This window comes from Streptosporangium nondiastaticum (genome assembly GCF_003011965.1).
Classification (GTDB): domain Bacteria; phylum Actinomycetota; class Actinomycetes; order Streptomycetales; family Streptomycetaceae; genus Streptomyces; species Streptomyces nondiastaticus.
This window is the reverse complement of the sequence record NZ_PXWG01000005.1, coordinates 118443-129973: the sequence shown is the minus strand read 5'-3', so window position 1 is coordinate 129973 and position 11531 is coordinate 118443. Positions and strand designations below refer to the sequence as shown.

General features: G+C 72.1%; 13 protein-coding genes. 7 read left to right on the top strand and 6 right to left on the bottom strand.

The window, feature by feature from the left end:
• The first annotated feature begins 244 nt into the window (after positions 1-244).
• Complete coding sequence (locus B7P34_RS04550; protein WP_030367366.1) at positions 245-742, top strand: inorganic diphosphatase; 498 nt, start codon at positions 245-247, stop codon at positions 740-742.
• A 69-nt stretch (positions 743-811) separates the two neighbouring features.
• On the opposite strand, the gene B7P34_RS37210 is transcribed toward B7P34_RS04550, so the two are convergent.
• The 3 genes from B7P34_RS37210 to B7P34_RS04540 all read right to left on the bottom strand — a co-directional run bounded on the left by B7P34_RS37210 (position 812) and on the right by B7P34_RS04540 (position 4437).
• Complete coding sequence (locus tag B7P34_RS37210; protein WP_189382437.1) at positions 812-955, bottom strand: hypothetical protein; 144 nt, start codon at positions 953-955, stop codon at positions 812-814.
• 335 nt (positions 956-1290) lie between these two features.
• On the bottom strand, positions 1291-2967 hold the full coding sequence (locus B7P34_RS04545; RefSeq protein WP_106674459.1) for a threonine/serine ThrE exporter family protein: 1677 nt from the start codon (positions 2965-2967) through the stop codon (positions 1291-1293).
• A gap of 174 nt (positions 2968-3141) precedes the next feature.
• Positions 3142-4437, bottom strand: coding sequence for a DedA family protein (locus B7P34_RS04540; protein WP_106674458.1), 1296 nt, complete (start codon positions 4435-4437; stop codon positions 3142-3144).
• A gap of 292 nt (positions 4438-4729) precedes the next feature.
• Between B7P34_RS04540 and B7P34_RS04535 the strand changes: the two genes are divergently transcribed.
• Positions 4730-5095 carry a YbjQ family protein gene (locus B7P34_RS04535; RefSeq protein ID WP_106674457.1) on the top strand — a complete coding sequence of 122 codons (366 nt, stop codon included), beginning with the start codon at positions 4730-4732 and terminating at the stop codon, positions 5093-5095.
• An 80-nt stretch (positions 5096-5175) separates the two neighbouring features.
• On the opposite strand, the gene B7P34_RS04530 is transcribed toward B7P34_RS04535, so the two are convergent.
• Positions 5176-5934 (bottom strand): MerR family transcriptional regulator, encoded by a 759-nt coding sequence (locus B7P34_RS04530; protein ID WP_106674456.1) that lies wholly within the window; start codon positions 5932-5934, stop codon positions 5176-5178.
• Between the two features lie 76 nt (positions 5935-6010).
• Between B7P34_RS04530 and B7P34_RS04525 the strand changes: the two genes are divergently transcribed.
• Positions 6011-7441 (top strand): glutamate decarboxylase, encoded by a 1431-nt coding sequence (locus B7P34_RS04525; protein WP_106674455.1) that lies wholly within the window; start codon positions 6011-6013, stop codon positions 7439-7441.
• Positions 7442-7448: 7 nt separating this feature from the next.
• On the opposite strand, the gene B7P34_RS04520 is transcribed toward B7P34_RS04525, so the two are convergent.
• Positions 7449-7748 carry a hypothetical protein gene (locus tag B7P34_RS04520; RefSeq protein WP_146166727.1) on the bottom strand — a complete coding sequence of 100 codons (300 nt, stop codon included), beginning with the start codon at positions 7746-7748 and terminating at the stop codon, positions 7449-7451.
• Positions 7749-7913: 165 nt separating this feature from the next.
• On the opposite strand from B7P34_RS04520, the gene B7P34_RS04515 reads away from it, so the two are divergent.
• From B7P34_RS04515 to B7P34_RS04505, 3 genes are read left to right on the top strand one after another with little or no spacing between them, the layout of a single operon-like run.
• Positions 7914-8153, top strand: coding sequence for a GntR family transcriptional regulator (locus tag B7P34_RS04515; RefSeq protein ID WP_223267497.1), 240 nt, complete (start codon positions 7914-7916; stop codon positions 8151-8153).
• 58 nt (positions 8154-8211) lie between these two features.
• Positions 8212-8718 carry a hypothetical protein gene (locus B7P34_RS04510; RefSeq protein ID WP_106674453.1) on the top strand — a complete coding sequence of 169 codons (507 nt, stop codon included), beginning with the start codon at positions 8212-8214 and terminating at the stop codon, positions 8716-8718.
• Complete coding sequence (locus B7P34_RS04505) at positions 8715-10064, top strand: hypothetical protein (RefSeq protein ID WP_106674452.1); 1350 nt, start codon at positions 8715-8717, stop codon at positions 10062-10064. The genes B7P34_RS04510 and B7P34_RS04505 overlap by 4 nt, the downstream gene beginning before the upstream one ends.
• A gap of 20 nt (positions 10065-10084) precedes the next feature.
• On the opposite strand, the gene B7P34_RS04500 is transcribed toward B7P34_RS04505, so the two are convergent.
• Positions 10085-11119, bottom strand: a complete 1035-nt coding sequence (locus B7P34_RS04500; protein WP_223267496.1) for a hypothetical protein — start codon at positions 11117-11119, stop codon at positions 10085-10087.
• Positions 11120-11381: 262 nt separating this feature from the next.
• Between B7P34_RS04500 and B7P34_RS04495 the strand changes: the two genes are divergently transcribed.
• Positions 11382-11510: a SapB/AmfS family lanthipeptide gene (locus B7P34_RS04495; protein WP_146166726.1), complete on the top strand. Its 129-nt coding sequence runs from the start codon at positions 11382-11384 to the stop codon at positions 11508-11510.
• Positions 11511-11531 lie beyond the last annotated feature (21 nt).

Here is an 11531-nt window from a genome sequence, read left to right as displayed (position 1 = left end):
GCCCGCCGCGCCCACGGCGCCCGCCGCCACGACGCAGCCGGCCAGCGCGGACACCGCGACGAAGCGGACGGTCCGCGCGCGCGGCGAGCCGCCGCGCAGTGACGGCGGCAGCTGCGGCCGGAGCTGCAGCCGCGGCCGCCACGACCTGGTCTCCGACTCCACGACCAGCCCCTTTCGCCAGCACACACCCACGTGAGAGACACTTAATCACCAGACGTATGTGTTGATCATGGAGGAGCCACCCGTGGAGTTCGACGTCACCATCGAGATCCCGAAGGGTTCGCGGAACAAGTACGAGGTGGACCACGAGACCGGTCGCATCCGCCTGGACCGCCGTCTCTTCACCTCGACCAGCTACCCGGCCGACTACGGCTTCGTCGAGAACACCCTCGGTGAGGACGGCGACCCGCTGGACGCCCTCGTCATCCTGGACGAGCCGACCTTCCCGGGCTGCCTCATCAAGTGCCGCGCCATCGGCATGTTCCGCATGACCGACGAGGCCGGCGGCGACGACAAGCTGCTGTGCGTCCCGGCGAACGACCCGCGCATGGAGCACCTGCGCGACATCCACCACGTGTCGGAGTTCGACCGCCTGGAGATCCAGCACTTCTTCGAGGTCTACAAGGACCTGGAGCCGGGCAAGTCGGTCGAGGGCGCGGACTGGGTCGGCCGCGCGGAGGCCGAGGCGGAGATCGAGGCCTCCTACAAGCGCCTCGAGGCGGCGGGCGGCGCCCACCACTGAGCCTGCGGCTCGCTTTGCCACGGGGCCGGGGTGCCGTACGTCGCGTACGGCCCCCGGCCCCGCGCCCGTTCACGGCACGGCCGAGGGCCCGTGCCGGTCCTGGCGGTCCTGGCGGTCCTGGCGGTCCTGGCGGTCCTGGCGGTCCTGGCGGTCCTGGCGGTCCTGGCGGTCCTGGCGGTCCTGGCGGTCCTGGCGGTCAAGGATGCCCCGCATCCTTGAATCCGCCGCGACGGCGATACGCCACGACGGCGGAACCCGGCGGTGCCGTACGAGCTGAGCCGCGCTCGGCACCGCCGAGAACGTCCGCTGTGGCGGCTCGCTGTCGCGGCGGAGGGGGGCCGCGGCCCCCAGAACGCACAGGCGCCGTCCCGGCCGGCCCCGCCCGCCGCAGCGGCGCGCGGCCACGACGGCGGAGCCCGGCGGTGCCGTACGAGCTCAGGCACGCTCGGCACCGCCGAGAACGTCCGCTCTGGCGGATCGCCGTCGCGGCGGGCAAAAGCTTCCGGGGCGCCCGGGATCGCGCAGGCGCCCTCCACGTAAGGCTTGCGCTAGAAGCCTCGCGTCCGCTTCGCGGCGCGGCGCCCCGCCGCTTCGCCCGGGACCTTGAGGAACATCCGGGCCATCTCGGAGCCGAGGTTCACCCCGATGGCGATGGCCAGAGCCAGCGCAGCGGCCTTCGTGAGGCTGGCGATGCCCGTGTTGAGCTCGTTCTTGGCGAAGTTCAGCAGCGCGAAGTACACCGCGCTACCGGGCAGCAGCGGCCCGATGGCCGCCGTCACGTACGGCAGCGCGGACGCGTACCGGTAGCGCGAGAGCAGCTGGCCGAAGAGGCCCACCAGCCCCGCGGAGATCGCCGTCGCCGGCACCGGGTCGAGCCCGGCGGTGTCGGCGAGCGCGCCGTAGACGACCCAGGCGACCCCGCCGTTGAGCGTGGCGACCCAGACAGAGTGACGTTCCTGCTGGAGCAGCAGGGCGAACGCGAACGACAGCAGCATCGCCGCGACGATCTGCACCCCGGGCCGCTCGACGCGTTCCAGCGCCGCCTCCGGGTTGAGCGTGGCCCCGCCGATGTGCACGCCTCCGTAGAGGACGATCAGCACGCCGCAGACGATGCCGGCGATCAGGTAGCCGACTTCCAGCAGCCGGGCCGCGGCGGTGATGTAGTAGCCCGTCAGGCCGTCCTGGACGCCCGCCACGAGCGCCCGCCCGGGGATCAGGGCGAACAGCCCACCGGTGATCACCGCGGACGCCTGCACGTCCACGTAGCCGTGGAGGGCGCTGAGCGCCACGCCCATCGCCGCGGGCGGCAGCGCGGCCGCCACGAACTGGTAGAACTCCGGCAGCCCGCGCCCCGACGCGAGCCACGCCAGCCGGTCGCCCAGCATCGCGCCGGCCGCGGCCGCGAGGAACACCACGAGCCCGCCGCCCACGAGCATGCTCGCCGCGCCGGCGAGCAGCCCGGAGGCCGCGGTCAGCGCCCACCCCGGGTAGGGGTGGCGGTTGCGGCGTATCTCGGCGAGGCGGCGGTACGCCTCCTCCAGCGTCAGCCCCTGCGACGTGACGTCGTGGACGAGCCGGAAGACGGCGTCCAGCCGCGTGTAGTCCGTGCCGCGCCGCCGCACCGTGCGGTTGGCGGTGACGGGATCGTCCACAAGGGACGGCTGGTAGCTGACGGTCAGCAGCGTGAAGGTGACCGTCGGCTCGCAGCGGTGCAGCCCGTAGGCGTGCGCGACGCCGAACATGGCCGCCTCCACGTCCTCCGCGCCCTCGCCGCCCGCGAGCAGCAGCTCGCCGATGCGGAGGGTGAGGTCGAGGACGCGGGGCACGGGCGGGCCGGGCTCGTCCTGCTTCGCGGCCCGCTCGGGCGCGGGCCGCTCCCCGACGGGCATGCGCAGCATGGTGCGCATGCGGTCCTGCCAGGGCGTGTCCTTGGTCAGGCTGACCTTGGGCGCGCCGTGGGGCGGTGTGTAGCCCGGCAGCAGGTTGGTCTGGGTGATGCTGGAGTCGGGCGCGACGGCGCCCGCGGGGAGGGTGAAGGCCGAGCCTTCGGGCTCGCCGGGCAGCTCGGGCGCGATGCCCTCGGGGACGGCGAACTCGGAGGTCGGGTGCTCGTCCTCGGGCGGGGGCGGGAGGGGGACGCCCAGCGGCGGGGTGAAGGCGCTGCGCGCCTCGTCGGACTGGGGTTTGCGATCCTCCGGTGCCTCACCCCGCTGGCGCTCAGCCACCTCGTTCTCCTCGTAACGCCCTGCCCGCCGGTCGTCCGGGGCGTTCCACGCGGCGCCGGAACGTCCCGCAGAGCCGTACCCCTAGGGTCACAATGCCTGATCAGGGGTGCGTGTGCCCAGTGGGGTCGGCTCTATGCGGAATGGGGTTACAGGCGGGCGCGGGAGGGCGGGCCGTCAGCGACGGGCGTGCCGGCCCCGCTGGCCGGGCGGGCGGGGGCCGCTCTCCGGGCCCTGGCCGTGATCCTGATCGTGATCCTGACCGTGGTCGTGATCCTGACCGTGATCCTGGGCCTCGCCGGGGTACGGCACCTGGCCGGGGCCCGCGTACGGGGTCTGCCCCGGGTACGGGCTCTGCCTCGGATACGGGTTCTGGCCCGGATACGGGTTCTGGCCCTGGCCCGGGTACGAGCCCTGGCCCTGCCCCGGGTACGGCCCCTGCCCCTGGCCCTGCCCCGGGTACGGGCTCTGCCCCTGACCCGGATACGGGCTCTGGCCCTGCCCCGGGTACGAGCCCTGGCCCGGATGCGGGTTCTGCCCCGGGTAGGCGTTCCGGCCCGGAGCGGCGGCGTACTGGCCCTGACCCTGACCCTGGACCTGCCCCTGCCCCGGGTACTGCCCCTGGCCCGCACCGCGGTACTGACCCTGCTGCCCCGCCCCCGGGTACGGGCTCCGGCCCTCGGCGCCGTACGGGCTCTGCCCCTGCGCGCCGTACGGGCTCTGCCCCACGCCCGGGTAACCGGCGCCGACACCGGCACCGTACGCCGTCTGCGGCGCAGGCGCCGGCATCGGCGCTGCCGCCGCCTGCGCCTCCTCCTGCGCCTCTTCCTCCGCCGCCGCCTTCTTGCTCTTCGACCGCGCCCGCAGGAATTCGATGATGATCGGCACGACCGAGATCAGCACGATCGCGACCAGCATCAGCTCGATGTTCTTGTTGACGAACTCGATCTTGCCGAGCGCCGCGCCCAGCAGCGTCACGCCGACGCCCCAGAGGACGCCACCGATGATGTTGAAGATGAGGAACGAGCGGTAGTTCATCCGGCTCACACCGGCGATGATCGGCGTGAACGTACGGATCACCGGGACGAAGCGGGCCAGAACCAGCGATTTCGGCCCGTACTTCTCGAAGAACTCGTGCGCCTTCTCCACGTTCTCCTGCTTGAAGAGCTTGGAGTCGGGGCGCCGGAACAGCGAGGGGCCGACCTTGCGGCCGAAGAGGTAGCCCGCCTGGTCGCCGAGGATCGCCGCGACGGCCACCAGCGTGCACACGAGCCACAGCGGCTTGCTGATCTGGTTCGTGGTGACGAGCAGGCCCGTGGTGAAGAGCAGCGAGTCGCCGGGGAGGAAGAAGCCGATCAGGAGGCCGGACTCCGCGAAGACGATGGCCAGGACACCGATCAGACCGAATTGTTCGATCAGATAGTTCGCGTCCAGCCACTGCGGGCCGAGCGCGAGAGTGGTCGTGGGGGTCACGGGTGACAGGCTCCTGGGTCGAGGGCGCAGGCTCGTGCGAGGCCCGGGCACAGGCGGGGAGGGCCGATGTGCGGCCCCAAGTTACCAACGCGGCGGCCTTCCGCCGCGTTCCAGTGTGATTACCAGTGTGCGGCAGCGGCCCGCCCCGCGTCCCCCCTCGCGCCCTCCCCGCGTCCCTCCCCGCGCCCTCCCCGCCTCGTACCTCCGGGTACCTCCGGTCGGCGCAACCCCGCGGCCCCGCCATGCGTCCTGGTCAGGCACCCGTAAAACTGCACACACGGAGGTGGATGCGATGGGCATCGAGGAGTACGGCGGCGGGCAGTCCCAGTCCGACGTCCTGGTCGTGACGACGAACGACGTGCCGGGTTACAAGGTGGACCGCGTCATCGGCGAGGTCTTCGGTCTCACCGTGCGCTCCCGCCACATCGGCAGCCAGATCGGCGCGGGCCTGAAGTCCCTCGTGGGCGGCGAGCTCAAGGGCCTGACGAAGACCCTCGTGGAGACCCGCAACCAGGCCATGGAGCGGCTGATCGAGCAGGCGCGCGCCCGCGGCGCGAACGCGGTGCTGATGTTCCGCTTCGACGTGACGGAGGCGGCGGACGTGGGCACGGAGGTGTGCGCGTACGGCACGGCGGTCGTGATCTCACCCCGCCCGTAATCCCGCCGCGGGCGGGGCGGCCGGCAGCTGCGCCGGTCCCCCCGCCCTTTCGCTCCCCCTCCCCCTCCCTCTCCAAGCCCTCACACCTTGCGCACCGCGTTCGCGTGGATGGCGTCCCGCAGATAGGTGCCCATGCCGGGCCGGATCGCCTCGTAGTAGGCGGCGAACCGCTCGTCTGTGACGTACATCTCCGCGATGCAGGTGTGAATCTCGTACGTGCAGTCGTAGTAGAACCGCACGATCTGCTGCCGGTGCTCCTCGGCGAGGTCCATGGCTTCCGGCGAGTCAGCGGCCGCGCCGGTGCCCATGAGGGCGGCGATGCGCGCGTTGAGCCCGTTGATCTCGTCCTGGATCCGCTGCCAGTCGTCCTTCGTGTACGAGGCGGTCCGGCGCTGCGACTCCTTGTAGGCATCGGTGTCGCCCCACCGCTGCTCGACCTCCTCCGCGTGCTCGTCGGGGTCGAAGTCCCCGAACACCTCGAACTTCTCCTCCGGCGTGAGCTTGATGCCCATCTTCTTCGCCTCCATGGCGTGCTCCACCGCGGTGGCCATGCGCTGGAGCTGCTCGATCCGCTCGGTGAGCAGGCCGTGCTGGCGGCGCAGGTGCTCGGCCGGGTCCACGCCCGGGTCGTCCAGCAGCACCGCCACCTCGTCCAGCGGAAAGCCGAGCTCCCGGTAGAACAGGATCTGCTGCAGCCGGTCGAGGTCGCCGTCGTCGTAGCGCCGGTGGCCCGCGTGACTGCGGCCTCCGGGCGAGAGCAGCCCGATCTCGTCGTAGTGGTGCAGCGTCCGTACGGTCACCCCGGCGAAGGCGGCGACCTGCCCCACGGAATAGCTCATGTCCGCTTCCTTTCGCTTACGGGCGTAACGGTGCGTCCTCCCGTTACGTGAGGTGCAAGTCCGTATCGTCACGATCATGGCCCTGCACCGAGGCGAGGACGTACGGCGCGGCCCCGCGGCACGCCGCCACGGCCTGGCAGTGAACCCGTTCCTGTACGGCGAGGCCGACCCGGTCGGCGGGATGGCGGCCGAGCCGCCGCGCCACCGGCTGCCCGACGGGCCGATGGCCCCGCACGCCGCCTACCAGGTCGTCCACGACGAGCTGATGCTCGACGGCAACTCCCGGCTCAACCTGGCCACCTTCGTCACCACCTGGATGGAGCCCCAGGCGGCCGTCCTCATGTCCGAGTGCCGCGACAAGAACATGATCGACAAGGACGAGTACCCGCGCACCGCCGAACTGGAGCGGCGCTGCGTGGCCATCCTCGCCGACCTGTGGCACGCCCCGGACCCGTCCGCCGCCGTCGGCTGCTCCACCACCGGGTCGAGCGAGGCGTGCATGCTGGCCGGCCTGGCCCTCAAACGGCGCTGGGCCACCCGCAACGACCACCGCTACCGGGCGGACGGCGTCCGGCCGAACCTGGTGATGGGCGCCAACGTCCAGGTCTGCTGGGACAAGTTCTGCAACTTCTGGGAGGTCGAGGCCCGCCAGGTGCCGCTGGCCGGTGACCGCTTCCACATCGACCCCGGCGCCGCGGCCGCCCTCTGCGACGAGAACACGATCGGGGTCGCCACCGTCATGGGCTCGACGTTCGACGGCTCCTACGAGCCCGTCGGCGACGTCTGCGCGGCCCTCGACGAACTCCAGCACCGTACGGGCCTGGACATCCCCGTCCACGTCGACGGCGCGTCCGGCGCGATGGTCGCCCCCTTCCTCGACCCGGAGCTCGTCTGGGACTTCCGGCTGCCGCGCGTCGCCTCCATCAACACCTCGGGCCACAAGTACGGGCTCGTCTACCCGGGCGTCGGCTGGGCCCTGTGGCGCGACCGCGCCGCCCTCCCCGAGGACCTGGTCTTCCGCGTCAACTACCTCGGCGGCGACATGCCCACCTTCGCCCTCAACTTCTCCCGCCCCGGCGCGCAGGTGGCCGCCCAGTACTACACGTTCCTGAGGCTCGGCCGCGACGGCTACCGCGCGGTGCAGCAGAACGCCCGCGACGTGGCCTGCCGCCTCTCCGGCCTGATCGAGGAGACGGGCTACTTCCGCCTCCTCACCCGCGGCGACGAACTCCCCGTCTTCGCCTTCACGACGGCCGACGGCATCGACGCGTACGACGTCTTCGACGTCTCCCGCCGCCTCCGCGAACGCGGCTGGCTCGTCCCCGCCTACACCTTCCCGCCCGACCGCGAGGACCTCTCCGTCCTCCGCGTCGTCTGCCGCAACGGCTTCTCCCACGACCTGGCCGACCTCTTCATGGACGACCTCCACGCTTTGCTGCCGGAACTCCGCCGCCAGCCCCGGCCGCTCGGGCGGCCGGAGACGGTGGCGACGGCGTTCCACCACTGAGGCTCTGTTACCAGCCCTGGGTGCTCCGGGCGTTGACCTCGCGCACTTTGGCGCGGAGCGCTTCGCCGTCGGCGGGGTGGGGCGACTTGGTGGAACAGGTGCAGGTGAAGAGCTTGCTGCTGGGCTGGATGTCGAGGCCGTGGGCGGTGGCCCAGACGTAGACGCCGCAGTGGGGCCGGAAGGGCGTGGGCGCCTCCGGCGGGGCGGGCGGCGGGGGCGGCGTGACGGGGGTTTCGGGCGCCGTGCGATGACTGAAGAGAGCCCTCGTCCGGGCGAGGAGGCGGGAGATAGAGTCCTTCACTGTCATCAGCTCCTACGTGGCTGGTGGCCATGCCCCCGGGCCGTTGCGAGCGGTCGCGGGGGTCTTCCATCTGTCGACGCTATCCCCGCCTTCACATCCCTGTACACCCCTAGACCGCCCTGGGCATGAACACCCGTGTCTATGTTCGGTTGCCTACCGATGCATACAGTCATGCCCGTGATGGAGTACGACCCGACTCGACCCAAGTGGGAGCAGATCGCCGCGCTGATCCGTCAGCGGATCGCGACCGGCGAGTACCCACCAAACCACCTGATCTCCGAAGTGCGGATGGAGCAGGAATTCGACGTGGCTCGCGGAACGGTCCGCAAGGTCACGGCGGCCCTCCGCGCCGAAGGCCTGATCGTCACGACACCCGGCATGGGCTCCTTCGTCGCCCCGCCAAAGGCCTGACCTGCTACGTAACCCCAAGTGGGAGACTGACAGCAGGGGCCTCTGAGAGGGGGCGGCCATGGACCGTTCCGACACGTTGCGGGAGCCGTTCAGAGCGAGTCATACGACCCCGGCCGGCGGCTTGGACTTCTGGCAGGCGCCCGACGCCATGAAACAGCCGGACGGCCGTCTGGCTCCCGGCGTGGAAGTGCAACTCCTGGAGCGGGCCCCCAGCGGCTGGGCCCGCGTACTGAGGGCCTCCGGCGGCTGGCCCGTCTGGGTGGACGGGCGGCGCCTGGAGGACCCCGCGTCGTCCGCTTCCTCCGCGGACGCGGAACTCGTACCGAAGCTGCAGGCGGCGCTGTCGACCTGTTCACGACTCCTCGAAGACCTGGCCGCCAAGCGCATCGACGCCCCGTCCTTCCGCGCCCAGGCGTTTCGCGCCGGGCTCGTCGTGCACGGCGGGGAGGCGTGGATGTGGGACTTCACGAACGGCTGGTACTGCTACGACGGGGCCGCCCTGCGCCACGTGGAACTGCCCGGGGACGCGCAGGAGCGCGATGAGGGGCACGAGGTGCAGCCATGAACCCGTGGGACGCGGTCAACGACCTGCTGAAGATGGAAGAACTGCAGCGGGAGATCCGGGCGTGGGAGAGCATCCTGGACCTCAAACGGACGGTCCTGGACACCTGCAGGCGCTATCTCCTCTCGGGAAATTACGTCAACTACGGCCTGACCGCCCAGACGGCCCAGAAGGAGATCCAGCTTCTGGAGAAGACCATCGAGCTCGGAACGGAGAGGGTGTCCGCGTACCAACAGGCCTTGAAGCAAGGGCCGCAGGCCGCACGCTCGATGCTGGAACAGGTGTCTGCGCAGAAGGGTGAGCTCGACCTGGCGAAGGCCACGCAAATGGCCGAGGAGTACGAGGCCGCGGAAGCAGCGCAAGCGGCAGAGGCAGCGCAGGCCGCACGCGCCGGGCAGCTGGCGCGGATGCCCGGCGCCGGTCCCGGCGTGGGTTCCGGGGTCCCCACCGGCGGCCCTCCCGGACCGCAGTTGGCGAAGGTGCCGGGCGGCGGAGGCGTGGGGCCCGAGGTCCCGACAGGCGGCCCTGCCGCGGCGGGCGAGAGCGCCGCAGCGGGCGAAGGGGCGGCCGTGGGCGAGGGAGCAGCCGTCGGAGAAGGCGCCGCCGTAGGCGAGGGAGTGGCCGTGGGCGAGGGCGTCGCCGCGGAGGGCGCGCTGGCCGGGGAGGCCGTAGGGGCCGCCGCGACCGGCGAAGCCGTCGGCGGGGCGGCGGCAGCCGAGACGGTGGGCGGCATAGCGGGAGGGCTCGGCCTGGGCACGCTGATCGCGGGCGGGCTGGTCATCCTGGCGCTGGCGGGCGGCGCCGTGTACCTCTGGAACCGCACGCACCAGCCGTCGCCGCCCCCGCATCCGCCCGGAGTGACGGCACCGCAGCAGCCGGGGAATCCGGCCCCGGGCAACCCGTCGGCGCCCGAGCCGTCGAGCCCTCCGCCCGCGGCACCGGCGTCCTTCGACGTCAACGGCACGTACAGCGGAACCCTGAACGGTGCGGTCTGCGCGGTCCCCGAGTGCTTCGTCGACATCGCGAAGCAGAGCGACCCGGCCGGCCCCGGCCCCGACGAGGCCGGGCACATCACCATCACCGTCACCGAGGTGAACTACGCCCCGGCCTTCAACGGCGTGGCCACCCTCCTCAACGAGAAGCTCGGGCCGATGGACGCGGCACTGTTCCAGGACGGCACGATCCAGGGCTCCGGCACCACGACGGACACCGACACCAGCCCCGGCGGCAGCACCAGGACGGGGCCCTACCTGGTGAGCGGCAGCTTCAAGAACGGCACGACCGGCTCGCCCTCGTACACGATGACCCTGACCCTGGACCACCAGTACAACCTCACCGGCGCGCGCTGAGGCTTACCCGGCGGACCGGACTAGAACGGGCGGGCGTACGGCTGGGCCTTCACCCGGTCGTAGATGCCGCGCAGCCACGGCTGACGGACGGCGGGCAGCCGTGCCAGCGTGCTGAGGAGCACGTGCGGGTCGGGCCGGAACCGTGACCAGGGCCGCATCGGCGGCGGGTCGTCGCGGAGGACGCCGTCGGGAAGGCCGCCGGTCGCGGGGACCAGCAACCGCTCGTTGTGGAAGGCCAGATGTGCCCATACTTCGGCAGCGAGCGGCACCACGTCGGCACCGCCGGCCGGCTGCCACGCCTCCCCCGTCCGCGGATGCCGCGGGACCAGGACGATGCCGGCGGCGGGGCCGGGGTCGGGCAGGCCGGGTCCGGCCAGGGCCGCTGGGCGTACGGGCGGGCCGGGCGGGAGGAGCGCGTCGAGCACGTGGCCGAACATGTCCGTGACGAGACCGTCGGGGAGGGCCACGGGCCTGCCCTCCGAGGCCACCAGCAGGTGGGCGAGAGCCGCCCCGGCCGCCGCTTCCCAGCGCGGGTTCCATCCTCCGCACGGGTCGATCGGTGGCGTGCCCGGCCGTTCCTGTGACAGTTCCTCCCAGCCGGCCGCACGCCGACCGGGTCCGTCGTCGGGGCCATCGCCAGGCCCATCGCCAGGGACGCGGCGCACGGCGTCCGGGGCGAACCACACGGCCTGCCAGAGGGAACAGTCGTCCACGCGCGTCGCCACGGGCCGCCCGCAGTTCGCGCACGCAAGGTTCGGGCCGTCGGCCCCGGTGATCCCCATGCAGTAGCCCTCGCACCGCTCGGGGATCAGGACGGTGCCGCGGGCGTCGCCCGGCGCGATGACGACGGCTCCCGGCGCCCCGAAGGACAGGGAGAAGACAGGTGCGAACACGCCCCGGGCTTCCGCTTCGTCCGGGCCGATCTCGTCCCACAGCCGCCACGGCGGCCCGGAAGGCTCCGGGTCGACGGCGTACGTCCCCTGCTCCATCAGCGCGGGGAGCATGGCGTGCCCGTACGTGTGGTGGGCGTGGGCGGGCAGTGCGACTTCCGACACGGGAGCGGTCAGCGCGGCGTCGCATCCCGCGCATACGAAAACGGTGATATCTCCTCCTGAATCCCTCAACATGCGGAGTATTCCGGCCCGACGCCGAACCGCCAACGCGTTTTCACTGCCGCAGCCGTGCGGCTCGGGGCCGGAGTGAGCGCGCCCCGCAGTGGCCGCGGCCTGGGCTGGTTGCCCGGGGGCCTCGCGGGGCAAGGCCTCTACGAGCCCGCTTCCGGCGGGCATCGCCGAGCGGAACGGGAAGGTGAGCGAGATGGTGCTTCTCGATATGCAGGTCATGGAGGCCGCCACGGCAGCGGAGCAGGGTCCGGGGTTCGGCGCCAGCACTGAGCCCACCAGTGACGTCAGCCTGCTCCTCTGCCAGCCCGGCGACGGCTACTGAAAGCGGTGCGGCGCCCCTCAC

Bases quoted from the DNA above. Each gene is read 5' to 3' on its own strand.
- B7P34_RS04535 (WP_106674457.1), top strand. From the start codon at position 4,730: ATGGGCATCGAGGAGTACGGCGGCGGGCAGTCCCAGTCCGACGTCCTG.
- B7P34_RS04525 (WP_106674455.1), top strand. From the start codon at position 6,011: ATGGCCCTGCACCGAGGCGAGGACGTACGGCGCGGCCCCGCGGCACGC.
- B7P34_RS04505 (WP_106674452.1), top strand. From the start codon at position 8,715: ATGAACCCGTGGGACGCGGTCAACGACCTGCTGAAGATGGAAGAACTG.
- B7P34_RS04515 (WP_223267497.1), top strand. From the start codon at position 7,914: ATGCCCGTGATGGAGTACGACCCGACTCGACCCAAGTGGGAGCAGATC.
- B7P34_RS37210 (WP_189382437.1), bottom strand. From the start codon at position 955: ATGCGGGGCATCCTTGACCGCCAGGACCGCCAGGACCGCCAGGACCGC.
- B7P34_RS04520 (WP_146166727.1), bottom strand. From the start codon at position 7,748: ATGACAGTGAAGGACTCTATCTCCCGCCTCCTCGCCCGGACGAGGGCT.
- B7P34_RS04495 (WP_146166726.1), top strand. From the start codon at position 11,382: ATGGTGCTTCTCGATATGCAGGTCATGGAGGCCGCCACGGCAGCGGAG.
- B7P34_RS04510 (WP_106674453.1), top strand. From the start codon at position 8,212: ATGGACCGTTCCGACACGTTGCGGGAGCCGTTCAGAGCGAGTCATACG.
- B7P34_RS04530 (WP_106674456.1), bottom strand. From the start codon at position 5,934: ATGAGCTATTCCGTGGGGCAGGTCGCCGCCTTCGCCGGGGTGACCGTA.